Raw genomic sequence first — 26,170 nt, forward strand, 5'->3', positions numbered from 1 at the left:
TTTGATAGCTACTAACGCACGTATATAAAGGGCTGTAGGACTTTTATACCTGAAAGACGGCTGTCGTTGGGGGCGCAAGATCAGCCAATCAACAGCTCACCGGTCCAGCCGACAAGGCGTGAAACGACCATTCCTCAGCATTAAAACGGCTGCCAGCCCAATAGATACGGGCGCTAGCAGCTATTAAAACAGGAGTAGGTGGTTTGCTGCCTCGATGCCGCCCGTCGATAGAGCCGGGCAGCACCGATCCGATCAAGCCTATTTAAGCAACGGAATATTCCCATTCAAAAGCGAGTCGCGCCGCGTACTCAGGTCGCGCCCATGGCGAACGGCCGGATAGGGCGTGCCGTTGAGGCCCTTCCACAGTGCGCGGTTGTAGCGCGGCTCGTCCAGCGCGTCTTCACGCTCGAAGTTCTGCCCCGCCATGGCCTTGACCCAGTAGTTGGCGTCGCCGCGCGGCCTGGAATGGGCCACCACTGATTTGGTCAGCGGCAGGCTGTTCTCGGCGGTCCGGGTGGGCAGCGGCAGTTGCGTCGTGCGCAGCACTTCGGGCACGATGGCCCGATAGGTCCAGGGGCGCGCCACATCGTCAAACACGTCCAGCATCGGTTCGGCCAGGCCGTCGGTAATACCCATGGGTGTGATGCCGAGCACGCTCTGGATGGTGCGCACCGCGTTGACCGTGGTGTAGCGTTTGGAGACAACCGCACCGCCCTGTTTCACGAACGGCCCCGCGAAGAAGACGATGCTGCGGTGCGCGTCCACGTGGTCCGGCCCGTTCTGGGCGTCGTCTTCAATCACCACGATCAGCGTGTCGTCCTTGAAGCGGCTGTTAGCCACTTTCTCTACCAGCAGGCCGACCGCGTAGTCGTTGTCGGCCATCTGCGTGTCGGGCGTGTTCACACCGAACTTCGCCGTGCCGAAATTACCGAAGTGGTCGTGCGGGAAACGCACAAAGGAAAGATTCGGCAGCTTCCCATGGGCTGCGTACTGATCGAACTCGCGTTCCCACTCCTTGAACAGATAGAAGTCGGCATTGTCCTGGTCGTAGCCGCGGAAGAACAGGTCGGTGTTGTCGCGCAGACCAGCCTTGGTCGGCACGGCTTGCTTCACACCGTCCGCAAACGGCGTGGCCGTCACGGCGTTGATGTTGTCCACATAGATGCCGTAGTTGCGCACGGTGAGGCCGGCGCGCAGCGCGCCGTCCCACAGGTAGCCCAAGCCCGCGGCGCCTTCCACGTCGGGCGCAGCCACGTCGGCCGTGCCGGGCAGCAGGTCCGCATCGTTTGGCAGCGCGGGATTAAGTGCCAGTCGCTCGGCCAGCGTGGGCAGGCCGACGTTGATGTTGCGGTTATCGCCTTCCCAGTCATAGGTAAAACTCCGGCGGCCACCGTAGGCCACCGGCACCGTCTTTTCGGTGTAGTCAGTGGTGCGTCCGGCGGTGGTCCAGTTCCAGCCGTCACCGCTGACTTCACCGCTGTCGAGAAAGTTGTCCAGCGTCACGAAGTTGCTCGCCAGCCGGTGGTGGTTCGGCGTTGTCGCAGCGCCGAAAACCGCCAGCCGCGGGTCGCCGTTGCCCTTAGGCAGGTCACCCAGCACCTGGTCGTAGGTGCGGTTTTCCTTGATGACGTAGATCACATGCTTGATCTGGCCGCGCATGCGAGCCAGCTTTGCTTCATTGCGGTCGCCGCCGACGGTTTTTGGAAAGTAATTGTTCTTGGCCACCTGCCAGGTCAGGCTCGCCAGTTCAGCGCCGGATGGCATGGGAATGGACAAGAAGCCCGCCTTGGTTTGCTGCCAGACGTACTGATTGGCGGCGTTACAGTTGTTTTGTGAGCCGGCTGCAATCGAGTTGGAATCGCGGCATGCAGCCGGGTTGGGCCCGGCATTGCTTTTGCCGTTGACGACGTAGACTCTGGCGCCGTCGCGGCTCAGGCTCACTGAGTTCGGGTAGCGGCCGGTCGGGATCAGGCCGACCACGCGATTGCGCACCTTGCTGCGCTCGGCGCGGCCATCAGCAAGCTTTTCACTGTCGTCTTTATCTTTTTCCTCTTTGTCTTCTTTGTCCTTCGCCAGCTTGATCACGGCAACCGAATTGGAGCCGCCGTTGGTGACCAGCAGAAAGCGCTCGTCCGGGGTCAACGCCAGGCTGTTCGGGTTGCTGCCCTTGAGGCGCTTCGGGTTTTCAAACACGTCCTTGGGCGCGGTCGTCGCGAACTCCGCGACCACCTTGTCCGAGGCGGTGTCTATGGTTGACACGGTGTCGGTGTTGCCGTTGGCCACGAACAGCAGGCTCTGGTCCTTGTTCAGCAGCGCCTTATTAGGCTGCCCACCAACGCGGATGCGGCGCAGCACTGCGAGGCGATCGATATCGATGGCCACCACCTCACGGTCGCGTTGGCTGGTCACGTAGGCTTTGCTGTTGCCCTGGATCGCGACCCAGAATGGATAGGAACCGCCCGGCTTGCCGCGGTCTGCGGAGTTGATCTTGCCGGGACGCAAGTCAAGCTCGGCCAGCTTGGTGCGTGTGGTGAGGTCGACCACGCTGATGCTGTCGTTCTCATGGTTGGCGACGACCAGGCGCGTGCCGGCGGCGTTGACGGCAAGGCCCGCAGCGTTGGGCCGGTTGTTGATCGACAGGCCGCCAAGGTTGCCGGCGCCTGTGGAGGCATGCCCCAGTGCCACGGCGGCCACTTCGGCCCATGCACCGCCTGCCTGGGCGTAAATGTGGACGTTGTCGTCGCGGCCGCCGGAGACATAGAACTCCTTGCCGTTCGGGTTCCAGGCCATGCCGACGAAGGTGTTGGGCACCTGCAGCACCTGGCGCTTCACCGGGGTCTGGCCTGAGATGTCGTAGACGAAGACGTATTCGTTGGACTCGGCCGCGATGCGCTTGCCGGCCACATCGTTGTTGCGGTTGTAGCCGCTCGTCAGCACCAGCAAGGTCTTGCCGTCGGGGCTGGTCACGCTGGTGACCGCCTGGCCTGCGACGAAATCGGGGCGGCTCGCAAGGTCAGGGTTCAAGGGCTGGAACAGCGCGCCACGGGCCAGCGCTGGCGTGATCTCGACACCTGTTGGAATGCTCTCGCCCTTGACCAGGTTGCCCTGGTAGCGGTTGAATTCGGCCTCGTTGGCAAGGCTGGCGACAGGTGCAAGCAAAAAGCCGCTGGCGCACAACAGCGAAAGTACCCCGCGCTGAAGCGGCACATCGCCGCGAACATTGAGTTTGGAATCCATACAAATCACTCCTACGAAGTTGAGGCAAGAATGCCAAAACGCAGCCGATATGGGAACGAAGCGGCACCGCTGTGATGCCACGACAAGCGGTCATCGCAGATTAGGAGGGCGAGATGTCAGTCGCGTGACTTGTGTGGAGCGAGGAGGATGATGGCTGGGCATTTGAGACCAACGCCAGTGGGTGTCGGCTTGTCGCTGAAAGACAGCCTCCTGCGGGAGGCGCGCGTGCAGAAAGTGCCGTTGCAAGTGGCACGCTGCCAGCAAGGCGTGGCGCGTTATAAATTACCAAAAATTACAAGAAGCGCAGCTGCCAAGTGCGTGAAAAAACAGATTTCCTCAAGACGTCGCTGATGCACTTGGCCCACCTCAGCCGAACCCGTCACCGCTGCCGATGTAAATTCCAGCGGTTTTCAAGCAGGCTTACATGCTATAAAAGTGATAGCTACTAACGCCTTCAGGAAGCCGGCCCCGGCGAAAAGAGCTTGAAACTCTCAGCAGCGCCGGTGATCGAGGCTTCGCTGGCCAGCAATCTTGGGAACGGTCACGCCGGCGGCGTTAGCGATCACGTCGGGCAGCACCAGGACATTGCGCTCCTTCAAAATGTCGACGGCTGCGGGCGTGGTCGGGCCATTGGCGCCTTCCATGATCGCGGGGCTAGCGGCGTGACAACACTTCCGTCAGGACGGCGGCCAGTTCATCGGCGGCAAATTTGGCGATGTAGGCGTCGGCCCCCACGCTCTTGACGTGGTTTTCATTGGCCGCACCGGTCAATGACGAGTGGATGACGACGGGCAGGGTTTTGAAACGTGCGTCGCCCTTGATGTTTCGCGTCAGGGTAAATCCGTCCATTTCGGGCATCTCCAGATCGGTGAGGATCAACGCCACTTTGTCGCGCACCGTCTTGCCTTCGGCCACCGCCTCGTCGGAAATGGCCTGTAGCCGCTCCCAGGCCTCCTTGCCGGTCCGGGTCATGATGAAGGGCACGCCCATGGACTTGAGCCCTTCCTCGATCATCGAGCGGGCCAGGGCGGAGTCGTCGGCCGCCAGCACCACGGTGCCCGCAGGCAGGCTAACCTGGATACCCGAGCCGATGGTGGTCATCTGGTTTTGCGCGGGCATCACGTCGCGCAATATCTGTTCGACATCGAGCACCTGGGCCAGCCGGGTGTTTTCTGCAGCGCCGTCAAGCCGGGCAATGCTGGTGACCAGCCCGCCGCCATGACCTTCGGCCGACAGCACCTGCTCCCATTCGACGCGCACGATTTCACTAACTTCCTCAACGGCAAAGGCCTGGGTGCTGCGCGCGAACTCGGTGACCAGCAGGATGGCCAGGCCATTGCTGGGTTTGCAGCCGACCACCGACGACAGGTTGATGACCGGGATGATCTGGCCGCGCACGTTGGCCACGCCCATCACATGGGCAGATGCATTGGCCATGCTGGTGATGGGCGGCATGACCAGGATTTCACGCACCTTGAACACATTGATGCCGAACAGCTCCCGGTTTCCAGAGTTTGCAGCTTCCCCCAGCCGGAACAGCAACAATTCGAACTGGTTGCTTGACGTCAGGTTGGTGCGTTCGTCAATTTCTTGAAGCGCCGGTTTCATGGATGCTTGCCTCTTGCTAATGGTGAATGGGTTGACGCATGCCGACCGCGCATACATCTGGCAATTTAACTCGATCAAGCCGCGCGGATGCCGTCATGAGTGGCTCCAATCCTGCGCACATCCGTCTTAACTTGGGGGCCGTTTTATGCTAAGGACTGGGGGTTCCGCCTGCCTGGTCCTGCCGCAGGGGGCGGGCCGGTCAGGCGTTGAACTGCAGTGCCGCCAGCCGCGCGTAAATGCCGCCCTGGCGCACCAGCTCGGCGTGGTTGCCTTCTTCCACCAGCCGGCCGTGGTCCAGCACCAGGATGCGGTCGGCTTGCTGCACGGTCGCCAGCCTGTGGGCAATCACCAGCGTGGTGCGGCCTTTCATGGCCGACTCCAGCGCCGCCTGCACCATGCGTTCGCTCTCGGCGTCCAGCGCGCTGGTGGCTTCGTCCAGCAGCAGCAGCGGCGGGTTTTTCAGCATCGCCCGCGCAATCGCAATGCGCTGGCGCTGGCCACCCGACAGGCGTACGCCGCGCTCGCCCAGAAAAGTGGCGTAGCCCTCGGGCAGAGCGGTGATGAACTCGTGCGCAAACGCCGCTTGTGCCGCAGCCTTCACTTCCTCGTCACTGGCGCCAGGCTTGCCGTAGCGGATGTTTTCCAGCGCGCTGGTCGAGAAAATCACCGCGTCCTGCGGCACGATGCCTATGCGCTGGCGCAAGTCGGTCAGCGCCATTTCGCGCGTAGTAACGCCGTCCAGCTCGATGCGGCCAGCGGCCGGATCGTAAAAGCGCAGCAGCAGCTGAAACACCGTGCTCTTGCCGGCACCGCTAGGGCCCACAATCGCGACAGTTTCACCGGGCGCCACGCGCATGCTGAAATTGCTCAACGCGGCTTGCGCCGGGCGCGATGGGTAGTGAAACGTCACTGCTTCTAAATCGATAGCGCTTCCCGCCCGTATGACGGGGGCTACAGCCGGATTTGAGGGTGAAACTACAGGCGAGCGGCTGCCCAGCAGCTCCATCAGCCTTTCGGTGGCGCCGGCCGCCCGCAGCAAGTCACCGTACACCTCGCCCAGCACCGCAAACGCGCTCGCCAGAATAATCACGTAAACCACCGTCTGCCCCAGGTGACCGGCCGTGATGTCGCCGCGCATGACCGCCTGCGTGCCCTGGTACAGCCCCCACAGCAGCGCACCCGACGTGGCAATGATGATGAAGGCCACCAGCACCGAACGCGCCCGCGTGCGCCGCACCGCTACCTTGAAGGCGCTGCCTGTCGACAGGTCAAAGCGGGCAGACTCGCGCGCCTCGGCGGTATAGCTTTGCACCACCGGAATGGCGTTCAGCACTTCGGCGGCAATCGCGCTGGAGTCGGCCACTCGGTCCTGGCTGGCGCGCGACAGCTTTCGCACGCGCCGCCCAAACCACAGGCTGGGCAGCACGATCAGCACCAAAATCCCCAGCACCTGCACCATCACATAAGGGTTGGTCCAGACCAGCATGGCCAGCGCGCCCACGCCCATCACCGCGTTACGCAGGCCCATGCTCAGCGACGAGCCCACAACCGCCTGCACCAGCGTGGTGTCCGTCGTCAGGCGCGACAGCACCTCGCCGGTCTGCGTCGTTTCAAAAAACTCCGGGCTCTGCTTGAGCACATGCGCATACACCGCGTTGCGCAGGTCAGCGGTCACCCGCTCGCCGAGCCAGCTCACCAGATAAAACCGGCCCGCCGAAAAAAGGCCCAACGCCACCGCCACCGCAAACAACGTCACAAAGTGCTCGCGCAGCGCCATCAGCTGCGTGCCCTTGGCCGCGTCGCTGCCACCCCCGGCTGTAACTCCGCTAACCAGCCCGCCATCAATCAGGCTGCGCAAGGCCAGCGGGAAAATCAGCGTGGCCACTGCCGCCAGCACCAGAAACAGAATGGCCAGCGCAATGCGGCCCCGGTAAGGCCGCAAAAACGGCAGCAGCCCCGAAAGAGACTTGGGGCTTTGGGCTTTGGCGCGATCAGTGGGCATGGAGGGGAGGGTAGGGTTGCGTGGAGCGAAGAACGAACAGCCCGATTTTGGCTGTTTAGGGTGTAAAAATGCCTGTAGCCCTTAAAGGACGGGTGCAAGAAGCTATCAAATAAGGAGCAACCAAAAGGGTGATTGAAGGGTGATAAGAAACATCATTGAAAGAGCCGGGAGTGCGCGGCGCCGGCGGTTTTTCACGAACAGCGGGGGGAATTGGGTCCAGTCATTATGAAAGAAACAGCCGCTGACTCGCGGGTTTGCCAATGGGGGGCGCAACCGCGGCCATACCAGTTCACTCGAAGCCCGAGGTTCAGCTGCCTCAGTTGTCCCAAGTCTCCCAGGTAGGTCGCGTTAGCGCAGCGTAACCCGACATCGGTGATCGCGTCCTGGCGCTGCCGGCTAAGCGAAGTAGTCGCCCAGCAAAGCCCAACACAAGTTACTTTTGGAACGGCGCGCAGCTACAGCTAAAGTGGAAAATAGGGCAGTTAGCCCAAGTAGAACGTGCGCAAGCAGCTATAAAAAGAATAGCAAAAATGTGGCTTATGGCGCTACTCCATCAACGCATTCAGCGGGCTTGTTGTGCCGGCAGACACCGCCAGATTTCTGTTTTTGGCCGAGCCCATCCATCACACCCCAGCCGTGCTGCGGCGCGTTTGCGCGGCAGTCTCAGGCGGGCCAGGGTGCCAGCGCAACGTCTGTCAATCGCCATGCGGCTCATGCAGATCGCTCCGGTGAAGGGCTCTACCCAAAAAATGACCCGCCTGCCTGTGCCGGCTCAGCTTTGGCTTGCTAACGGCGCAGGCACCAATCCATAATTGGTTTGGTCAATAGGGCTTGAAGATTTCAATCCCCGTATCGACTGCCTCGCCGGGGTTCAGCCCAACAAGGTTTATCTTCCGCAGAAGGCAATCGATGATTTACGAAAACTTAGCGCGGCGGCAGATATACGCTGATTGCAGGGCGTCAGTACACTGCAAGCCAGTGCAGAGGCTATATGGAGGTGCCCAATCATGCAGACGGTGATTTCTGATGTGACCACAGAGCTGTTGCAGGCCTTTGCCGACGCCTGGAATCGCCACGATGTCGATGCCCTCATGTCGTTCATGACAGAGGACTGTATCTTCGAGTCCTCCGCCGGTGCTGACGTCTGCGGAACCCAATACGTAGGCAGCGAGGCAGTGCGAGCTGGCTTCGCGGAGGTCTGGGCAGTCTTTCCCGATGCCCACTGGGGCAACGCGCGGCATTTTGTCCATGGCGACAGGGGAGTGTCGGAGTGGACGTTCACGGGAACACGGGCGGACGGAACTCGGGTCGAAGTTCATGGCTGTGATCTGTTCACTCTCAGAGACGGCAAGATCCACTTGAAAAATTCCTACCGCAAGAACCGTACGCCCCCAGCGAAGTCAACGTGATAATGCCCAACCCCGCGTTCCAGCGGTCGGGCTTCGGCAGCCGCTGTACGCGAATGTTAGTGTCTCTCACAGTCACCATTACCCCTTAAAGAGAGTCCGAATGATCACCGCCATCACCACGTTTCAGTTGCCAAAGTCGATCACACGGGAAGAGGCACGAAGCATTTTCCTGAGCACAGCTCCAAAATATCAGGGCGTAGCGGGCCTTTTTCGTAAGTGCTATATCCTGTCCGAAGACGGGAATACAGCCGGCGGAATCTATCTCTGGAACTCCCGCGCTGAAGCTGAGGCGATGTACACCGAGAGCTGGAGGGTTTTCGTACGGGAGAAGTACGGTACAGATCCATCGGTCACTTACTTTGACAGCCCCGTCGTGGTTGACAACCTTACGCACGAAATTCTCTCGGATGAGTAGCTTGGATATTTACGTGCGGCTGCTCACAGCACCAACACAGACGCCTAACGAATAAGGTTAGATCGCGCAAGCAAAGCGCAGCCGCGATCTGAACCGGTTATTGGACAAGCCCGGATCAACGGCAGTGCAAAGCACAGCATTGACTTCGTGGGAGCGCAGCGTCTCTGAAATGACCCGCTGCTGCTGGAAATACCGGCGAAAACAGAGGACGAACCTCGATATTTGGTGATTGGTCTTATCGATAGGAGGCATTGGTCAGCCGTCATTACTTACCAAGGCACAACTATTCGATTGATATCCGTTCGTCGCGCACCCACAGACGAGGCGGCCATATATGAAAGCTAAAAATTTCGAGCAGCAGTTTGACCAGGGTGTCGACCTCTGCATCGTTGGATTTATCCAAAGCCAAGCGCGTTTTGCAAGAGCAAAAGCGCGTGAATGTCGATTTTCCAACGTGGATGATTGATTCTTTAGATCGCGAAGCTAGCAAGATGGGGGGCACACGGCAATCCGTGATCAAGGTTTGGCTTGCTGAGCGCCTCGAAGAGACCGCGTCCAACTTGCCGTTCCAGCGGCGCGCGCCGGCACCGCGCCGCTGAACTTCACGGAAGCCCTGGCGGCTGAGTCAAACTCCAGCGTTGACGCTGCGCGTGCTTGAGCACCAATTCCAAAAACAATCGCATGCGGGCAAAGCGACGCCTGCCTCAAATGCGACCTTAAAACTTAAACTTCCCCTGAAGTTGCCATGGTCGACTTCTCATGGTTTCTGTTCATCGTGGCGTCGTTGGTGCTCATCCTCACGGACGGGGGCAAGACATGGTGCTGCTCATTTCGCGCTGGTCTAGGCGCCGCAGCCGGGGTCGCCTTGGCCCCTGGGGGTAAGCGTAGGCCTGTTGCGTATCAAAGGCAAAGGCGCTGAAGTGGCTTTTCAAACATCGTCGAAGCGTCCGCTCTTGCGGATGGTTCTTGATGGCGCGCTGTTCAACGTTTCCAAAGCTCGGCGGCAAAACTGAAGATGCAGGGATGGGCATGCAGCCATCAACTGAACTCGGCAATTAGGTTGCCTCTGCAAAGATAGCTTTGACAATAATTGCCTAAGCAGTTAATATCTGCTTCATGGCTATTAGCACCCCACCCAAAAGCGATTCCGACCCTTCCACCAGCGCGACGTCATGTTCGTTGGTCGAGTTTTACCGTGCGCAAGGCTACAAGCCTGAAAACAGCGTCGGCTACCTGATGCGCCGCATCATCTCGCTGGTGGGGCACGGCATTGAGCGTGAACTTGAACCGGCCGGGCTGACCAACGCGCAGTGGGTGCCGCTGCTGAAGCTGCACATGGGCTGCGCCTCGACGGTGGCCGAGCTGGCGCGTGAATGCGATCTGGACGCGGGCTCGATGACCCGTTTACTGGACCGCCTGGAGGCCAAGCAGCTGTGCCGCCGTGTCCGTTCTTCGGACGACAGGCGCGTGGTCAATATCGAACTGACGGACGCCGGGCGCGTTGCCGCCAAAGAGATTCCTAAAATCCTCTGCCATGTGCAGAACGCCCATCTGGCGGGCTTCTCGGTCGAAGAATGGCAGACCCTCCAGGGCTACCTGCGCCGCATCCTCAATACGGCGCAGACCCTGCAAGCCTCGGTAGAGAAAAATGAAAAATAAACCCAATACCCTTGCCGGCCTGGCAGACGTTCAAGAAGTCCAAAACGTTCAAATTGCCGCGCTTGGGTACAGCCCCAAGCCGCTGCCGATGTGGCGCGCCTCGTTCCGCATGGCTCTCGTTGCGGCTGCCGGTCTGGCGGCTGCGGGGCTGATGGCCACTGGCCTCAGCGGCTGTGCTGACATGTCGGGCATCAGCCCGAAGGCCAGCCTGCGCGATGGCGCTTCGCTGGGCTTGGCGGCCCCGTCTGCGGCGTCTGCTTCTTCTTCCGTTAACGCCCAGGCGCCGGTCGCTGCCGAATGGTGGCGCGATTTCGGCGACGAGCCGCTTAATGCGCTGGTGGCCCAGGCGTTGCAGGCCAACCCCAGTCTGAAGCTGGCACAGGCGCGGCTGGCCCGCGCGCAAGCTGTCACCGAAGTGGCTGATGCGGCCACCCGGCCGCAGCTCAATGGCCAGCTTGACCTGACGCGCCAGCGCTACACTGCCAATGGCGCGGTACCGCCGCCGCTGGCCGGCGCCATCCGCGAAAGCGGCACGGCGCAGCTCAGCGCCAGCTGGGAGCTTGATTTCTTCGGCAAAAACCGCGCTGCACTCGATGCCGCCCTGGGCAGCGTCAAAGCCGCCGAGGCCGATGCGCAGGCGGCGCGCCTGCTGCTGGCCAGCAACGTGACGCGCAGCTACTTTCAGCTGGTACGGCTGAACGAACAGGCTGGCGTTGCGCGCCGCACCCTGGCGCAGCGCACCGAGGCGCTCAAGCTGGTGCAAGACCGTGTCAACGCGGGGCTGGATACGCGGCTGGAACTGCGCCAAAGCGAAGGCGGTCTGCCCGAGGCGCGCCTGCAACTCGAAACCGTGCAAGAACAGCTGGCGCTCACGCGGAACGCGCTGGCCGCCCTGATTGGGAAGCCAAACAGTGCTGTAGCCCAGGTGGTACCTGCGCAAGAAGCTATTAAAAACGTAGCAGTGGCGGCGAATATCCCCGCCGACCTGCTGGGCCGCCGCGCCGACATTGCAGCCGCGCGTTGGCGCGTCGAAGCCTCGTCCAAGGATGTGGTCAATGCCAAAACGCAGTTTTACCCCAACATCAATTTGGTCGCCTTCGCCGGTTTTTCCAGCATAGGCCTGGGCCGCTTGCTTGACGCGGGCAGCCAGCAGTGGGGCGTCGGCCCGGCGCTGCGCCTGCCGATTTTTGATGCGGGCCGGCTGCGCGCCAATTTGCGCGGCAAAACCGCCGACCTGGATGCCGCAGTCGAAAGCTACAACGCCGCGGTGATTGACGCGGTGCGCGATGTGGCCGACCAAGTGGCTTCCTCGCAAGCGATAGCCCGCCAGCAGACCGAGCAGCGCGCCGCACAGGAATCTGCAGAGGGCGCTTATGAAATCGCCGTGCAGCGCTACAAGGCCGGACTGGGCACTTATCTGAATGTGCTGACGGCCGAGACCAGCGTGCTGGCGCAGCGCCGCCTGGCGGTTGACCTGGCGGGCCGTGCGCTGGATACGCAGGTCGCGCTGATACGAGCGCTCGGTGGCGGCTACGCGCCTGAATCCAGCGCAGCGCAAACTTCGGCGCGGTCTGAAAATGCTATCAAAATAATAGCTGCTGGCGCCCGTCCTTAATGGGCTAGAGACCTATTTATCCCATAAATGGGCGCTGCACCCGTTGCACCCGCTATGGCGCAAGCCACCAATCAATCAAACACCATGAATCCAGAATCCACTCCCTCCAACACTTCCACAGCTACTAATCCTGCCGCCGCGCCAGCGCGCCCGCCAGCCGGCAACCCCAGGCGCAAAAAGGCCCTCACTTTGTTGGCCAGTGTTGTCGTGGTGGCCGGTCTGGGCTGGGCGATTTACGAGTACCTGGTCGCCAGCCACTACGAGTCGACCGACAACGCCTACGTGCAGGGCCATGTGATCCAGATCACGCCGCAAATCGGCGGAACGGTCATGGCCATCCTGGCCGACGACACCGATTTCGTGAAAGCCGGCCAGGCGCTGGTGCAGCTCGATCCGGCCGACGCCCGGGTGGCACTCGATCAGGCCGAAGCGGCGCTGGCGCAGGCAGTGCGCCAGGTGCGCACGCTGTATGCCAACAACGGCACGCTGGCGGCGCAAATTACGTTGCGCGCTGCCGACGTGGTCAAGGCGCAAAGCGACATTGCCCGGGCGGCCGACGACCTGAAGCGGCGCCAGTCGCTCAGCGGCAACGGTGCCGTGTCCCAGGAAGAACTCAAGCATGCGCAAAGCCAGCTGGCCAACGCCAACAGCGCGCTGGCCGCCGCGCAGGCCGGTGTGCTGGCCGCGCGCGAGCAGCTCACCAGCAACCAGGCGCTGACCGAAGGCACCAGTATCGAGCAGCACCCCAGCGTGCAGATGGCCGCAGCCAAGGTGCGCGAGGCCTTTCTGGCAACGCAGCGGGCCGCGCTGACAGCGCCGGTCGATGGCTATGTGGCCAAGCGCACGGTGCAGCTGGGCCAGCGCGTCGCCGCCGGCACGCCGCTGATGTCCATCATCCCGCTCAGGCAGGTCTGGGTCGATGCCAACTTCAAGGAAGTGCAGCTGCGCCATATCCGTATCGGCCAGCCCGCAAGACTGGTGGCTGACCTGTACGGCAAGAAGGTGGAATACCACGGCACGGTGACCGGCCTGGGCGCTGGAACGGGCGCCGCCTTTTCGCTGCTGCCGGCGCAAAACGCCACCGGCAACTGGATCAAGGTGGTGCAGCGCGTGCCGGTGCGTATTGCGCTGGACGCCGCGCAACTGGCCGACAAGCCGCTGCGTGTGGGCTTGTCGATGGAAGCGGAAGTCGACGTGAGCAAGCAAGACGGCAAGACCCTGGCCGATGCACCGAACGCAGCCGCACTGGCGCCTGCCCCGGCTATTGCTGCGTCAGAGGATGCCGCCAACGCCGATGTGCGGCGCGTGATTGCCGCCAATGACGGAAAAACCAAAGCAGCCACCAAGACAACTGAAAAAGCGGCCGTCAAGGCGAGCGCCCTCGCGGTCAGCAGTAGCGTCGCGCAGGTGCACTAAAGCGGCCGCGCTATCGCAATTGTTCGCTGTCGATTGCTGTCGATCGCTGTAGTTTTCCCGCGCTATTTTTCCAGGACTTTCATGGCTTCCGAACCTGCATCCACCTCATCGCCGCCGGCCTATGTCCACCTGCCACCGCTGAGCGGCTCGGCTCGCCTGTGGGGCACGCTGGCGCTGTCGGCCGCCACCTTCATGAACGTGCTCGACACGTCAATCGCCAATGTCTCGCTGCCGGCCATTGCCGGTGACCTGGGCGTCAGCCCGAACCAGGGCACCTGGGTCATCACCAGTTTTGGCGTGGCCAACGCGATTGCCGTGCCGCTGACCGGCTGGCTGTCAGAGCGCTTCGGCCAGGTGCGCCTGTTCATGGCCAGCATCATCTTGTTTGTCATCACCTCATGGCTGTGCGGCCTGGCGCCCAATATGACCACGCTGATCTTCTTTCGCGTGCTGCAGGGGCTGGTGGCAGGGCCGATGATTCCGCTGTCGCAGGCGCTGCTGCTGTCGAGTTACCCGAAGGCGTTGGCTGGGCTGGCGATGGCGCTGTGGTCCATGACCACGCTGGTGGCGCCGGTGATGGGGCCGCTGCTGGGCGGCTGGATCACCGACAACATCTCGTGGCCATGGATTTTTTACATCAACATTCCGGTGGGTTTTGGTGCAGCCTTCATCACCTGGAGTATTTTCAGGAAACGTGAAAGCCAGACCAAAAAACTGCCGATTGACTCGATCGGTTTGGCGCTGCTGGTGCTCTGGGTTGGCGCGCTGCAGATCATGCTCGACAAGGGCAAGGAACTGGACTGGTTTCACTCCGGTGAAGTGGTGGCGCTCGGTATTGTTGCGCTGGTGGGGTTGATTGCCTTTGTCATCTGGGAGCTCACCGAAGAGCACCCGGTGGTCGATCTCACGCTGTTCAAACGCCGCAACTTCTGGGCCGGCGCACTCGCGCTGTCGGTGGGCTACGGCCTGTTTTTCGGCAACGTGGTGCTGCTGCCGCTGTGGTTGCAGCAGTACATGGGTTACACCGCCACGCAGGCCGGCATGGTGCTGGCGCCGGTCGGTGCCATGGCCTTGCTGCTGTCGCCGGTGGTCGGAAAAAGCATCGGCAAGGTTGACCCGCGCCGTTTTGCCGCTTTTGCCTTTGTGGTGTTTGCGCTGGTGCTGTGGATGCGCTCCAACTTCAACACGCAGGCCGACTTTGGCACCATCTTGATTCCCACCATCATCCAGGGCGTGGCCATGGCCTTCTTTTTTATTCCGCTGGTCACCATCACGCTGTCGGGCATCTCACCCGAGAGGATTCCGGCGGCCTCTGGCCTGTCCAATTTCGTGCGCATCGTCGCCGGTTCTTTCGGTACCTCGATTGCCACCACGGTGTGGCAAGACCGCGCCGCCATGCACCATGCGCACCTCAGTGAATCCGTTAACCTGGGCAGCAGCGCCACCACCAGCGCGCTGTCGGGCCTGGCCAGCGCCGGGCTGACGCCTGAGCAGGCGCTCGGAAGCATCAACCGGCTGGTGGATCAGCAGGCCTACATGCTGGCCGCGTCGGATGTGTTTTATGTGTCGGCGCTGATTTTTCTGCTGCTGATTCCGCTGGTGTTTTTGACCCGGCATGGTAAAGCCGGGGCGGGCCGTGCTGATGCGGCGGCCGGGGCGCATTGAGCGCGCAGCCTTTAAGGCGAAGGCGTTGCGGTCTTGCTGCTTTTCTTGTTCCCTGTTTTCGCTGTCCTGAAGGCCTCTGGCGCCTTCTGCTGGCGCACGGCCCCGGCAGCGGCCTGCCGCAGTCCGGCCAGCGCAGGCGCCAGTACCGCCATATCCGCGTCTGCCGCATAAACGGCATAAGCCGGGTATAGAAATTCAGGCGCGCCTGGCACGCGGTGCAGCCGTCCATCGCTGATGTGCTGGTGCACCACGTTTTGCCGGAAATAGCCTGCGCCGCCAACTGCAAGCAGATACTCCAGTCCGAGCGGGCCCAGGCTAGAAGACACGCCGACGCTTGACAGCTCGGGAAACGCCAGGCTGTGCTGCGCCGCAAACTCGCGGCCCCAGTCCACGTACACATAATCGGCCGCCAGCGGCGCTTGCAGGCCGGGGGACGTGGCGACCAGCACCAGCTTTTCCTCTATCAGCAGTTCGACCCGCAAACCGGGGCGCTGCCGTGGCGCATAGGCAATGACGATGTCCAGTGTTCCATTGGCCACGCGCTCAAGCAGATCTTCGGCAATGCCGATCTCGGTGCGCAGCGCCAGGTCGGGCGCGCCACGGCGCATCCAGAGCAGCCAGTCGAGCAGCAAGGGTTGCCAGAGGCTGATTTCACAGCCGACCATAACCAGCGCGCGGCGCCCGGACGGCACGGCCATCTGCTGGCGGGCACGCTCCCAGACCTGTACCAGCGTCATGGCATGGCGAAGGAACTGCTCACCCGCCGCAGTCAGCGATGCGCCGGTCTTGTTCCTCACGAAAAGCTGGCGCCCCAGCAACTCCTCCAGCGTCTTCACGCGCGCGCTGACCGCCGTCTGGGTGACATGCAGCCGCTCTGCAGCCTGGGCAAAGCTGTGGCTTGACACGATCTCAAGAAAGGTACGGGCGAGGTTGATATCCATGTCGTCGGCTCCCGACTGTAGTCAATTTATAAAACAAAAAAATTGCACTGAAATGCAATATAAGTCATTTTACTTTTGTAGTAGTTAACCCTACATTTGCTTCATGGCTACTGTTTCGGCAATCTTTCTTCTGCCGTTCGTGCCCTTTGAAAGGAAGCTCCATGACCCGCACCGCACTGTTCGCCGGCCCTGCCGATGCCACCGCACCGTCCGTAGGCAAACGCAGGTCGCCCGCTTTGTCCCTGGTCCGCAGGGTTTTGAACGCCGCGCAAGCGATCTTTACAGCGCCGGCCGTCGTGCCGGATATCAGCAGCGACCAGCGCTTTCCCTGGCTGACTGCTGACATCCGCGGCAATATGAGCGTTCGCGCCCAGCGGCTGATGCGCGCGGACTATTGAGCCCGACAGGCTGTGCCTGAGCGGGCGCGGGCCCGTGGGCCGGTCACTGCGCGATTTGTACTGTGGGTCAAACCCCGGGACAGCGCCGGGCGGCAAAACGAGGCAGGCATCGGGCATCGGACACACCGAAGCCCGGCGGGATTAAGGGCCGGGCGCGTCAGTCGGCGCGCGCAGCGGCGGCGATGTCCAGCGAACGCAGCCGCAAGGCCGGGTCAAAAATGTCGCACACCAGCATGAATTCGTCGGCGTCCGTAGCCTGCGCCAGCGCGTTCAAGCCACGCTTCACCGTCTCGGGGCCGCCTATCACCGCGGCGGCCAAAAAGTCGTCAATGGCGGCACGCTCTTGCGGATGGCGCTGCGCCATGAAGTGCGCCACCGGCGGTGGCAGGCCGCTTCGCTGGCCCGTCAAAATTCCCAGTACGCGCTGGTAAGTGCTGCTGGCCAGGTAGTCTGCCTCCTCGTCGGTGGGCGCCGCAATCAGCGGCACGCCAATCGCCACATGCGGTTGGGCCAACGTGGCCGAGGGCTGGAAGCGGCTGCGGTACAGCGCAATCGCCTGCAGCAGCAGGCCGGGCGCAAAGTGCGATGCAAAGGCGTAGGGCAGGCCACGCTCGGCGGCCAGCTGCGCAGAAAACAGGCTGGAACCTAGCAACCAGATTGGCACATTGGTGCCCGCGCCCGGCATGGCAATCAGGCGCTGGCCGGGCTGCGCCGGGCCCAGCAGGTGCTGCAGCTCTGCGACATCGCGCGGAAAGTCATTTTCAGTTTCTGCCCGATCGCGCCGCAGCGCCCGCATCGTGGCCTGGTCTGTGCCGGGTGCGCGTCCCAGGCCCAAGTCGATGCGACCCGGGTACAGCTCGGCCAGTGTGCCGAAGGCCTCGGCCACCACCAGCGGCGCGTGGTTGGGCAGCATGACGCCGCCCGAACCGACGCGGATGCGCTGCGTGCCTCCGGCGATATAGCCCACCAGTACAGCGGTGGCTGAACTGGCAATGCCCGGCATGTTGTGATGTTCGGCCAGCCAGTAGCGCGCGAAGCCGAGTGACTCGGCATGTTGCGCCGTGCGCAGGGCAAGGGCCAGCGCATCGGCTACCGTGCCGCCTTCGCGGACGGCTACCAGATCAAGCATGGACAGTGCGATATTTTTTAGTGCTTTCATGGTATGGATTGTCGTGCGCAGCGCTTGCCCGCGCTGCGGTCGGGGCTCTGGTGGTGGGTAGTGACCAAAGGCCATGACCCCGTACTGCATACAGAACCACGGGATTTCCCTGCCTTCCCAGGCTGTTGCCGATGGACAGATTTTCATGCCATCCGATACACTTTCTCAAACAGTGCGTGGTGCGCCAGACGCATGCGCGAACGTATAAAAATACGGAGACAAAAATGAGATTTTTTCGACTTTCTATGATGCCCCGCATCGCGCGCATCGTGATGGATGAAACTGTCGCCTCATACGTGATCAAAAAGCCGCAGGCCAGCGGCCTGACGTGGCTGCTCAACGCTGCGGCGCTGATCAACGTTGCACAGCGCAGTACGGTGCTGCATTGACCGAGTCAACAAGTTAAGGACACCACCATGATGTTTTTTAAAGCGCTTGCCCGTGCGGCTTGCAGCGCGGTTTTTTGCCTGATTGGCTCTTCGATATGGGCGGCGGACTTTCCCGTACCTAAAGAAGGCAGTTGGGTCGTGCGTGACTTTCGCTTTCACACCGGTGAAACGCTGCCCGAGTTGCGCCTGAACTTCACCACGGTGGGTGAGCCCACCGGCGAGCCGGTGCTGGTGTTGCATGGCACCACCGGCTCAGGCGCCAGCATGATCACGCCGGGCTTCGGCGGTGAGCTGTTCGGCCCCGGACAAGCGCTGGATGCGCGCCGTTACTACGTCATCCTTCCGGACGCAATTGGCACCGGAAAATCCAGTAAACCCTCAGACGGACTGCGCGCCAAATTTCCGCAGTACAACTATGACGACATGGTTGACGCGCAATACCGGCTGGTGAAAGAGCATCTGGGCGTCAAGCATCTGCGCTTGGTCATAGGTAACTCGATGGGTGGCATGCAAACCTGGATATGGGGACAGCGCTACCCCGCGTTCATGGACGCGCTGGTGCCGATGGCCTCGCTGCCTACCGAAATGGCGAGCCGCAACTGGATCATGCGCCGCCTTATCGTCGATTCGATTCGCAACGACCCGGAGTGGATGAACGGCAACTACACCAAGCAGCCCAAAAGCTTGCAATTCGCTTCGGTGTTCTATGCCTTTGCAAGCAACGGCGGAACGCAGGCGCTTTATAAGGCGGCGCCCACGCGCGAGAAGGCCGACCAGTTGCTCAACCAGCGCCTGAACGCGCCGTTCGCTGGCGACGCGAATGACCACCTGTATCAGTGGGATTCCTCGCGCGACTACAACCCGTCACCCGGGCTGGAGAAAATTCAGGCGGCGCTGCTTGCCATCAACTCGGCCGATGACGAACGCAACCCGCCGGAGCTGGGCCTGTTGCAAAACGAGGTCAAGCGCGTGACGAATGGACGCTACGTGATTTTGCTGGCGAGTGAAACCACTGCCGGCCATGGCACAACAGGTCAACAAGCCAAACTCTGGGCGCGCCACCTTGCGGACTTGTTGCAAAACGCCCCCAAGCTTGGACAGTAAGCGGAAAGCTTCGGTGCCTTATGCCGGGAGTCACGGATCGGACGGTCACGCTGATGACGGCAGACCATTTGGTCAGCGCCTTCAATACCAGCGCCAATCCCGGCATGCTGTTGCCCGGCTGTCGACGGCTGCTCAAAAGCGAAGTCTTGCAAGCAAGCGCTGGTGAATTAACGCTGTAATCTTTTTCTCAATGGCCGCTACAAGACGCCAGGAGCCTTCATTGGCCCCGTGCGCGGACACTCAATCGTGGGATCGTCCTACAGCGCGCGCTGAACTTCTCGGATAGATTGAAGGTTGATCCTGTTGTCCGTGGCAGGAATAATTTTCAAGCAACTCACGGACGGGCAGGAAGCAGCTGCCTACGTACCCTTGTGTACGTATTTTTCTCTCACTCAATAAGGATTACGATGAAATATTCATTACTGTTGGCCGCAATGGTCGCGATGCTGGGTCTTACCGCTTGTGAAAAAACGGTCACCACGCCTGCACCGGTTGTGACGGTTCCCGGTCCCGCTGGCGCAACGGGTGCTACTGGATCTTCTGGTTCTACCGGGGCTACTGGTGATACCGGTGCCGGTGTGGCCGTACCTGGCCCAACTGGCGCCACAGGATCTAGCGGCGCCACCGGATCGACTGGCGCCACGGGATCCACCGGTTCTACCGGCGCCACCGGATCGACTGGCGCAATGGGTACAGACGGCAGCAAAGGTGAACCCGGAAAAACTGGCGACACAGTGATTGTTGTCCCTCCTGCGAAGTAAGTTCTTATCGCGCAGCAGGAGCGCATAGAGTGTCCGGGTTGGCCTAGACGTCCAGGACACTGCCGCTAAATTCTGCAATTGTCTTCAATTGGTGAAAGCCGCTTCGTGGCTTTCACCAATTTGCTTTTTACGGCTATCAATCTCTCACTTCTCTATAGTTTCAAAGGCTGTGCGTAGCCCGTCATTTCCAGATAGCCGCTGCCGACGCGCTTGCCGTTGCTGTCAATCAACTCACTCAGGCCTTCCCAGTAAATCGCACCAGTAGAGTTACGGCTGTCCAGTTCCTGGTTGTCTATCAGGGCTCTGACGGTGTAAAAATCGGCGGGCGTGCGAACTATCCATTCCACCGGGTAGCTGGCTTGGCTTAGCGGGCTTTTCCAGCGGCGCACCGGTTTGAAAATCACCTCACCACGGTTGAAGATATAGAGCTCGTTTTTCGATGATCTGAATGAACCCCCGTCCCAGAGCGCGTTGCTATCCTTGTCGCGCAGCCGAAAGGCCGTCAATGCACTGCCGTCATCCAGATTCATGCCCATCCAGTCCCAGCCGGTTGCGTCGGGGTGCAACACCTGTTCACTCCACTCATGGTCCAGCCAGGCCTTGCCGCTGACCTCATAACTTTGCCCCTTGATTTGCAGTGTGCCGCGAGCGGCCAGCTGTGGGGCGCTGTAGTAGTAACTCGCCTGTTTTTCTTCTGGCCCTTTGCGTGACAGGCCTTGTTTGCCCTGCAGCACAACGGGCTGCGTTTCATCAAATTGGAGCTTGAGGCCAAAGTCGGTGGCAGGCAGCTCAGCCGTATAGCGCCGTCCTTGCGCTTGCAGCAACCAATCACGCAGCTTGACGCCCATATCCTGCTCACTGGCAGAAGCCACGCCGAAGCCATCGCGCGCAATGCGCTGGTCATGCCAGAGTTTCTTGCCCTGCACATCGGTGATGGCGGCATGCGCAAAGAGCAGTTGCCTGGCGGCGAATTTTGAGGTCATGCCTTGCGTGGCATCGACTCTTGAGCGAAAAAATGTCAGCTGAAAACCAAACAGACGGTTGCCCGACATGGCTTGACCGGTGATGTACCACCACTCGGTGCGAAAGTCGGGATGCGATCCCCTGTCACGCGGGAAGACCAGTGCCTTTGAGGGCAGGGCGTTGGCGTGGTCGTGCCATTCGGCCAGCCCCGCCGCTACGCCGCCCATTAACAAGCGACGGCGCAGCAAGCTATGGGGCTTGGGCTGAAACTGTGGCAGAAGCATCTGCTGGATTCTCAGTTAAAAACCTCAAGCCCGCTGCCTGATCTGCATCAAAGTCTTATCGAGCGGTTAGCCAATGGAACCAAAAGCCTGGACAACTGAAAAAACCGTACCATGCACCATTTTTACGAGGCGATCGAGGAATCGCATTCGCTATGCTGGAAATCTGGTGATGTCGAGCAGCTGCCATGACGCCAATTCATGCAGTCAGGCTGCCGATCAGGAAACATGAGATTACACAGGTTGTACGAGAGACGCCGCACCGGCGCTGTTTTTGAGAACCTGCGAGTTGAAAAGACGTGATGGGTGACGATGGTTAAAAACCAGTTCACCGAAAAGTACTTCTGAAAACCACCTCACCGCTGGGTATGTGTACCACCCGCACTTCCTGTCGTGTCGGGTCGGCGACGCTTTTGACCGCCACGGCGACGGCCAGTGAAGCGTCCGCGTAGAGATGTGAGAAGGTGGGGGGAGGCAACAGGCTACCCGTCAAGGGGTCCCTGCTTTCAATACGGTAATTGTGGGGAGGCGCGTTAGCGTAAGCCATGATGAAGCCCTCGTCGTAGTGGACCTTCATGGTACGGGCCGTATGTGGCCTCGCGATGACAATCTGCGTCATAAAATGTGACTGATGTAAGTAAAAAAGTATTTGCTGCGGTGCAGCAGAGCTGTCTCTTTCTTGCCGTCGCTTGCCTACCAGTCTTCCTTCACCGCCAGCACCGCATCCTTGCCCGCCGCCGCGCGCCCGGCCAGCCAGGCGGTCAGGGTGCCGGCCACCATCACAGCGGCGCACAGTGCCAACAGGCGAAGCCAAGGCACCTGCAGGTCCATGGTCCAGTGAAAGCTTTGTGGATTGACCACATGCACCAGCACCGCGGAAACGGCCAAACCCAGGCCCAGGCCGGCCAAAGCGCCTATCACCGTCCAGGCCGCGCCTTCACCCGCCACCACGCTGAGGATCTGCCGCCGCGTCAGGCCCAGGTGCGCCAACAAGCCAAATTCCTTGCGGCGCGCCAGCACCTGCGCGCTGAAACTGGCGGCCACGCCAAACAGCCCAATCGCAATCGCCACGCCCTGCAGCCAGTAGGTCACGGCAAAGCTGCGGTCAAAAATTTTCAGGGAGTTGGCACGTATCTGGCTGACCGAGGCCATCTCCAGCAGCGCACCGCCGCCCGACTGCTGTTCGGCCAGGCCGCGTATCGCTTGTTGCACCTGGGCATCCGGGGCAGTGCCGTTCAGCCACAGCGCCAGATCGTTGACGCGCTGGTCGCCGGTCAGCTGTTCAAAGTCGCGTTGCGCGATGGTGATGGCACCAAACTGGCGGGCATAGTCGCGCCACACCCCGGCGACGAAAAACACCGGGGCTGATGTTGGGTTGCTCTGTGCTATCAAATCAGGAGCTGCTTGCGCCCTTCCTGATTGGGCTAGAGCACTAAAAGCTTGTGAAATTGGTTGAAAAACGCTGCCCGGCCGGGCGCCATACAGATCCACCATTGCTTCGCTGACGTAGATGGCGACGTGGCCCGGTGGCACGGGCAGCGCAGCGCCGACCAGCGGCAGGGAATTGGCCGGGTCATCGATGGGGCGTGCAATCAGCGTGACAGCTGGTTTTTCAGGGTCCAACAGCAACTGCGTGCTGCGCAAACCGCTTACGCGCGCCACACCCGGCACGCCGCTTAACGCTTTGACAAACTCGGGCGAAAAATACGCCGTGTCGCTGGCCGCGCTGCCCAGCGCGGTGCGCACGTACAGGTCGGCGGGCAGCACCACGTCGAGCCAATGCGTGACTGAATCGCGAAAACTTGCCACCATCACGGTCAGCGCCACGGCCAGACTCAGCGATGCCACCACGCCGCTGACGGCGACTGCCGCGCTTTCGCGCACCCTGCGCGCGCGCTCCACCGCCAGCAGAGGCAGCAGACGCTGCGCGACCCAGGGGCTGAGCCGGTCGTACAGCAGCGCAATCAGCCAGGGCAGCGCCGTGATGCCGCCCACCAACAGCAGCCCGACTGCCAAATAAGCCGCCAGCGGGATGCCAAATACCGGCGGAAGCAGCGCCAGCAGGGCGCCAGCAGCTATCAAAACAATACTAAGCCAGCGCGCCGTAGCGGCGCCCGTGGCCAGGCCCAAGCCTTTGAGGGTTTGCGCAGGTGGCAGCTTTTGCGCCGCCCGCGCCGGCCACCAGCCGCCGACGCCCGCTGCCGCCACACCTAGCGCGCCATACGTCAACGCAGACCAACCACTCCACTGCAGCGTAGGCGCGACGCCAGCAAAGTAGCCGCCGCCCAGGTCACCGCCGAGCAGTCGAAGCGCCAGCGCCGCCAGCGCGGTTCCCAGCGCAATGCCGGCCACACTGCCGATCAGCCCCAGCCCAAGCGATTCGATCAGCACCAGTTGCAGCCGCTCGCGCCCGGTCAGGCCCAGCACGCCGAGCAGCGCAAACTGCTGCGCCCGCTTGGCCACGCTGAGCGACAGCACCGAAAACACCAGGAACGCGCCAGTGAAGAGCGCCACCAGCGCCAGCACCGTGAGGTTGACGCGGTAGGCGCGCGACAGGTTGCTGACGCGCTCGGCCGCATCGCCGGGCGCGCTGGCGCTGATATTGGGCGGCAGTTGCAGCGCGGCAATGAAGCTGCGCGCATCGCTGCCGGGCTTGAGCCGCACATCTATGCGCGACAGTTCGCCAGCCTTGCCAAACAGCTCCTGCACGGCTGCAATGTCCATCACGGCGAGCGGGCCGCCGCCTGCGCTCACCGTGCCGGCGACCGTCACGGGGAGCAGTTGCAGACCGCTTTGCAGGCGCAGCTTGGGCGCAGTGAGCAACTGCCGGGCGGCCGGGTTCAGAAACACCGTGCCGGGCGCAAAGATCGCCAGGCGATCGCTGGTAGCAGCCGGAACCGGCATCAGCGCCGGCGCAATAGACGCCACCGCCAGCACATCGACGCCTATGATGCGCAGCGGCTGGCGTGCTGGCTGTTCAATTGGTGAAGACTGGTCGGTCAGCGCGTACGTCGAGATTTCAAGCACCGGGCTGGCGAGCGCAACCAGCGGGTGATTGGCCACGCGTGCATACACCGCTTCGTCAAAGTTGCCTTGCACGGCGCGCAGTTCCAGATCGGGCTGGCCGTTAACGGCGCGCACCGCCTGCGAAAACTCGCTGAGTGCCGACGCGTTGATCAGCTGCACCGAAAACGCCAGTGCCACGCCCAGCATCACGGCCACCACGGCGGCAGCGTTGCGCCAGGGGTGATGGCGAAGCTCTTGCCAGGAAAAAGTACGGAGTAGAGCGCGCATACAGACATTGTGCAGCGCGGTCGATCTCCCTTGTGCAATAGGCTAAGGCAAAATCTTCAGCATGAATCCTGACGTTGAATCGATTGAACGCGCCACCCAGGACGCGTTTCCCCCCTTGGCCACGGAGGAACTTCCAGGTTGGCTGCTGGGGCTTGATCCGGGTAGGGTGGGCAGGGCGCACAGTGCCGCACCCCTGCAACACATCGAACCCGATCGCGCGGCGGTGGCTGCCATCGAGGGGCGCTTTATGGAGTTCGAGCTTAACCCGGTGTTTCGTATTCCCACGGACAGCCGCTTTAAGGGCGTTTGTGATGAGCTGACGAAACGCGGCTTCGTCGCGAATCAGCCGACGCAGGTTCAGGTAGGCACCGCCCGCGCCATGGCTCAACTGCCCGGCGGCCTTGGTGCTGGCGCGAGCGTGAACCTGACGGCGGTGCCCGACCAAGCGTGGGTGTCAGTCTTTCTGAATGAGGGCTTTGACCCTGTCGATGGGGCCAGCCGGACACAGATTCTTGCCCGTGCCAGGCAGGCCGTGTTTGCGACGGTTTATGTGGAGGGTCGGGCCGTGGCAGCGGGGGCGGCCAGTTTCAGCCACGGCTGGGCCAGTGTGCACGGTATGCGTACCGTGCCCGGCCATAGCGGCTTGGGGCTGGCCAGTCGCATCTTGTGCGCGTTTGCCAGCGAAGCACAAGCGCGTGGTTTCGAGCCGGTCTTTTTGCAGGTGGAGGCCGCCAACACCAGAGCCCGGCTTTTGTACGGACGAGCCGGTTTTTCGCTGGCATGGACATATGAGTACTGGCGCAAGCCAGCGCTCTGAAAGCCATTGCGCTAAGCTCCCGAAATGCGCTCTTTACCGACCTATCAGGACATTTTGGCCGCCGCCTACCGACTCGAAGGCCATGCGCACCGCACGCCGGTGCTGCGCTCGGCCACGGCTGACGCGCGCTGGGGCGCCCAGTTTTTTTTCAAGTGCGAAAACTTTCAGCGCACCGGCGCATTCAAGTTCCGTGGTGCCTTCAATGCGCTGGCCAAGTTCGACGCCGCGCAGCGCAGCGCCGGTGCGATTGCGTTCTCGTCGGGCAATCATGCGCAGGCTGTGGCGCTGGCGGCGCGGCTGCTGGCCATGCCCGCGTTGATCGTGATGCCGCAGGACGCGCCGGCCGCCAAGCTGGCCGCCACGCGCGGCTATGACGCAGAAGTGGTGTTGTATGACCGCTTCACCGAAGACCGCGTGGCGCTGGCGCAGCGGCTGGCCGCAGAGCGCGGCATGACGCTGATCCCGCCCTACGACCACCCCGATGTGATTGCCGGCCAAGGCACGGCGGTGAAAGAGCTGATGGAAGAAACCGGTCCGCTGGATCGCCTTTACGTGTGCCTGGGAGGCGGGGGGCTGACCAGCGGCTCGGCGCTGGCCGCGCGCGCACTTGCGCCGCAGTGCCAGGTTTACGGGGTCGAACCCGAGGCCGGCAACGACGGCCAGCAGTCGCTGCGCGCCGGCCACATCGTGCACATCGCAACGCCCAAGACCATTGCCGACGGCGCGCAGACCCAGCACCTGGGCGCGTACACCTTCGCCATCATCCAGCGCGATGTAACGGGCATCCTCACCGTCAGCGATGCGCAGCTGATTGAGGCCATGCGCTTTTTTGCGGAGCGCATGAAGATGGTGGTGGAGCCGACCGGTTGCCTGGCCTTTGCGGCGGCTTGCGCGGCGAGTGAGGCGAGTGAGGCGGAGCGGGCAATGCAGGGTGTGCGCGTCGGCGTGATCGTGAGCGGCGGCAATGTGGACATGGCGCGCTACGCCGAGTTGCTGGCAGCGTGCTGAGGCGGGCGGGTTGCGATATTTACTGAGGT

Annotated in this window: 20 protein-coding genes and 1 pseudogene; 13 read left to right on the forward strand and 8 right to left on the reverse strand. The window is 61.8% G+C overall.

Annotated elements, in window-relative coordinates:
• Nucleotides 1–258: 258 nt before the first annotated feature.
• The 4 genes and pseudogenes from HHJ18_RS13720 to HHJ18_RS13735 form a co-directional block, all read right to left on the reverse strand.
• Nucleotides 259–3,237 carry a beta-propeller fold lactonase family protein gene (locus tag HHJ18_RS13720; protein WP_296916134.1) on the reverse strand — a complete coding sequence of 993 codons (2,979 nt, stop codon included), beginning with the start codon at nt 3,235–3,237 and terminating at the stop codon, nt 259–261.
• 536 nt (nt 3,238–3,773) lie between these two features.
• A pseudogene (locus tag HHJ18_RS13725) lies at nt 3,774–3,884 on the reverse strand (hypothetical protein); the annotation flags it as partial.
• Nucleotides 3,885–3,891: 7 nt separating this feature from the next.
• Nucleotides 3,892–4,845 (reverse strand): chemotaxis protein, encoded by a 954-nt coding sequence (locus HHJ18_RS13730; protein WP_296916136.1) that lies wholly within the window; start codon nt 4,843–4,845, stop codon nt 3,892–3,894.
• A gap of 199 nt (nt 4,846–5,044) precedes the next feature.
• A complete protein-coding gene (locus tag HHJ18_RS13735) occupies nt 5,045–6,847 on the reverse strand; it encodes an ABC transporter transmembrane domain-containing protein (protein WP_296916138.1) in 1,803 nt (600 codons plus the stop codon).
• Between the two features lie 1,007 nt (nt 6,848–7,854).
• Here HHJ18_RS13735 and HHJ18_RS13740 point away from each other — a divergent pair.
• The 8 genes from HHJ18_RS13740 (at nt 7,855) to HHJ18_RS13770 (ending at nt 15,026) form a co-directional block, all read left to right on the forward strand.
• The gene (locus HHJ18_RS13740; RefSeq protein WP_296916140.1) at nt 7,855–8,256 is read left to right on the forward strand and encodes a nuclear transport factor 2 family protein; all 402 of its coding nucleotides are present in this window, start codon (nt 7,855–7,857) and stop codon (nt 8,254–8,256) included.
• Between the two features lie 100 nt (nt 8,257–8,356).
• A complete protein-coding gene (locus HHJ18_RS13745; RefSeq protein ID WP_296916142.1) occupies nt 8,357–8,671 on the forward strand; it encodes a YdhR family protein in 315 nt (104 codons plus the stop codon).
• A 180-nt stretch (nt 8,672–8,851) separates the two neighbouring features.
• Nucleotides 8,852–9,016 carry a BrnT family toxin gene (locus tag HHJ18_RS20990; protein WP_366558841.1) on the forward strand — a complete coding sequence of 55 codons (165 nt, stop codon included), beginning with the start codon at nt 8,852–8,854 and terminating at the stop codon, nt 9,014–9,016.
• Complete coding sequence (locus tag HHJ18_RS13750; protein WP_296916144.1) at nt 9,006–9,137, forward strand: hypothetical protein; 132 nt, start codon at nt 9,006–9,008, stop codon at nt 9,135–9,137. Before HHJ18_RS20990 ends, HHJ18_RS13750 begins: the two co-directional genes overlap by 11 nt.
• A gap of 650 nt (nt 9,138–9,787) precedes the next feature.
• Entirely contained in the window at nt 9,788–10,330 is a 543-nt protein-coding gene (locus HHJ18_RS13755) for a MarR family winged helix-turn-helix transcriptional regulator (RefSeq protein WP_296916146.1), read from the forward strand.
• A gap of 109 nt (nt 10,331–10,439) precedes the next feature.
• Nucleotides 10,440–11,945, forward strand: coding sequence for an efflux transporter outer membrane subunit (locus tag HHJ18_RS13760; protein ID WP_296916620.1), 1,506 nt, complete (start codon nt 10,440–10,442; stop codon nt 11,943–11,945).
• An 84-nt stretch (nt 11,946–12,029) separates the two neighbouring features.
• Nucleotides 12,030–13,361 carry an efflux RND transporter periplasmic adaptor subunit gene (locus HHJ18_RS13765; RefSeq protein WP_296916148.1) on the forward strand — a complete coding sequence of 444 codons (1,332 nt, stop codon included), beginning with the start codon at nt 12,030–12,032 and terminating at the stop codon, nt 13,359–13,361.
• 81 nt (nt 13,362–13,442) lie between these two features.
• Nucleotides 13,443–15,026: a DHA2 family efflux MFS transporter permease subunit gene (locus HHJ18_RS13770; RefSeq protein WP_296916150.1), complete on the forward strand. Its 1,584-nt coding sequence runs from the start codon at nt 13,443–13,445 to the stop codon at nt 15,024–15,026.
• 11 nt (nt 15,027–15,037) lie between these two features.
• Here the strand turns inward: HHJ18_RS13770 and HHJ18_RS13775 are convergent, their stop codons facing one another.
• Nucleotides 15,038–15,967: a LysR family transcriptional regulator gene (locus HHJ18_RS13775; protein WP_296916151.1), complete on the reverse strand. Its 930-nt coding sequence runs from the start codon at nt 15,965–15,967 to the stop codon at nt 15,038–15,040.
• Nucleotides 15,968–16,128: 161 nt separating this feature from the next.
• On the opposite strand from HHJ18_RS13775, the gene HHJ18_RS13780 reads away from it, so the two are divergent.
• Entirely contained in the window at nt 16,129–16,365 is a 237-nt protein-coding gene (locus HHJ18_RS13780; RefSeq protein ID WP_296916153.1) for a hypothetical protein, read from the forward strand.
• 157 nt (nt 16,366–16,522) lie between these two features.
• Here the strand turns inward: HHJ18_RS13780 and HHJ18_RS13785 are convergent, their stop codons facing one another.
• Nucleotides 16,523–17,524 carry an LLM class flavin-dependent oxidoreductase gene (locus HHJ18_RS13785; protein WP_296916154.1) on the reverse strand — a complete coding sequence of 334 codons (1,002 nt, stop codon included), beginning with the start codon at nt 17,522–17,524 and terminating at the stop codon, nt 16,523–16,525.
• 245 nt (nt 17,525–17,769) lie between these two features.
• Between HHJ18_RS13785 and HHJ18_RS13790 the strand changes: the two genes are divergently transcribed.
• Together HHJ18_RS13790 and HHJ18_RS13795 are read left to right on the forward strand one after the other, a co-directional pair.
• Entirely contained in the window at nt 17,770–17,913 is a 144-nt protein-coding gene (locus HHJ18_RS13790; protein WP_296916155.1) for a hypothetical protein, read from the forward strand.
• Nucleotides 17,914–17,940: 27 nt separating this feature from the next.
• Entirely contained in the window at nt 17,941–19,017 is a 1,077-nt protein-coding gene (locus HHJ18_RS13795; RefSeq protein WP_296916157.1) for an alpha/beta fold hydrolase, read from the forward strand.
• Nucleotides 19,018–19,930: 913 nt separating this feature from the next.
• Here the strand turns inward: HHJ18_RS13795 and HHJ18_RS13800 are convergent.
• Together HHJ18_RS13800 and HHJ18_RS13805 are read right to left on the reverse strand one after the other, a co-directional pair.
• Entirely contained in the window at nt 19,931–21,025 is a 1,095-nt protein-coding gene (locus tag HHJ18_RS13800) for a carotenoid 1,2-hydratase (RefSeq protein ID WP_296916159.1), read from the reverse strand.
• Nucleotides 21,026–21,715: 690 nt separating this feature from the next.
• On the reverse strand, nt 21,716–24,316 hold the full coding sequence (locus tag HHJ18_RS13805; RefSeq protein ID WP_296916161.1) for an ABC transporter permease: 2,601 nt from the start codon (nt 24,314–24,316) through the stop codon (nt 21,716–21,718).
• 61 nt (nt 24,317–24,377) lie between these two features.
• On the opposite strand from HHJ18_RS13805, the gene HHJ18_RS13810 reads away from it, so the two are divergent.
• Entirely contained in the window at nt 24,378–25,133 is a 756-nt protein-coding gene (locus HHJ18_RS13810; protein WP_296916162.1) for a GNAT family N-acetyltransferase, read from the forward strand.
• Nucleotides 25,134–25,157: 24 nt separating this feature from the next.
• Nucleotides 25,158–26,141 carry a threo-3-hydroxy-L-aspartate ammonia-lyase gene (locus HHJ18_RS13815; protein ID WP_296916164.1) on the forward strand — a complete coding sequence of 328 codons (984 nt, stop codon included), beginning with the start codon at nt 25,158–25,160 and terminating at the stop codon, nt 26,139–26,141.
• Nucleotides 26,142–26,170 lie beyond the last annotated feature (29 nt).

The organism is Polaromonas sp. (assembly GCF_012927455.1).
Lineage (GTDB): Bacteria > Pseudomonadota > Gammaproteobacteria > Burkholderiales > Burkholderiaceae_C > Polaromonas.

Coding starts and splice junctions, on each gene's coding strand:
- HHJ18_RS13720 (WP_296916134.1), bottom strand. CDS start 3,237: ATGGATTCCAAACTCAATGTTCGCGGCGATGTGCCGCTTCAGCGCGGG.
- HHJ18_RS13730 (WP_296916136.1), bottom strand. CDS start 4,845: ATGAAACCGGCGCTTCAAGAAATTGACGAACGCACCAACCTGACGTCA.
- HHJ18_RS13735 (WP_296916138.1), bottom strand. CDS start 6,847: ATGCCCACTGATCGCGCCAAAGCCCAAAGCCCCAAGTCTCTTTCGGGG.
- HHJ18_RS13740 (WP_296916140.1), top strand. CDS start 7,855: ATGCAGACGGTGATTTCTGATGTGACCACAGAGCTGTTGCAGGCCTTT.
- HHJ18_RS13745 (WP_296916142.1), top strand. CDS start 8,357: ATGATCACCGCCATCACCACGTTTCAGTTGCCAAAGTCGATCACACGG.
- HHJ18_RS13750 (WP_296916144.1), top strand. CDS start 9,006: ATGAAAGCTAAAAATTTCGAGCAGCAGTTTGACCAGGGTGTCGACCTC.
- HHJ18_RS13755 (WP_296916146.1), top strand. CDS start 9,788: ATGGCTATTAGCACCCCACCCAAAAGCGATTCCGACCCTTCCACCAGC.
- HHJ18_RS13760 (WP_296916620.1), top strand. CDS start 10,440: ATGGCTCTCGTTGCGGCTGCCGGTCTGGCGGCTGCGGGGCTGATGGCC.
- HHJ18_RS13765 (WP_296916148.1), top strand. CDS start 12,030: ATGAATCCAGAATCCACTCCCTCCAACACTTCCACAGCTACTAATCCT.
- HHJ18_RS13770 (WP_296916150.1), top strand. CDS start 13,443: ATGGCTTCCGAACCTGCATCCACCTCATCGCCGCCGGCCTATGTCCAC.
- HHJ18_RS13775 (WP_296916151.1), bottom strand. CDS start 15,967: ATGGATATCAACCTCGCCCGTACCTTTCTTGAGATCGTGTCAAGCCAC.
- HHJ18_RS13780 (WP_296916153.1), top strand. CDS start 16,129: ATGACCCGCACCGCACTGTTCGCCGGCCCTGCCGATGCCACCGCACCG.
- HHJ18_RS13785 (WP_296916154.1), bottom strand. CDS start 17,524: ATGAAAGCACTAAAAAATATCGCACTGTCCATGCTTGATCTGGTAGCC.
- HHJ18_RS13790 (WP_296916155.1), top strand. CDS start 17,770: ATGATGCCCCGCATCGCGCGCATCGTGATGGATGAAACTGTCGCCTCA.
- HHJ18_RS13795 (WP_296916157.1), top strand. CDS start 17,941: ATGATGTTTTTTAAAGCGCTTGCCCGTGCGGCTTGCAGCGCGGTTTTT.
- HHJ18_RS13800 (WP_296916159.1), bottom strand. CDS start 21,025: ATGCTTCTGCCACAGTTTCAGCCCAAGCCCCATAGCTTGCTGCGCCGT.
- HHJ18_RS13805 (WP_296916161.1), bottom strand. CDS start 24,316: ATGCGCGCTCTACTCCGTACTTTTTCCTGGCAAGAGCTTCGCCATCAC.
- HHJ18_RS13810 (WP_296916162.1), top strand. CDS start 24,378: ATGAATCCTGACGTTGAATCGATTGAACGCGCCACCCAGGACGCGTTT.
- HHJ18_RS13815 (WP_296916164.1), top strand. CDS start 25,158: ATGCGCTCTTTACCGACCTATCAGGACATTTTGGCCGCCGCCTACCGA.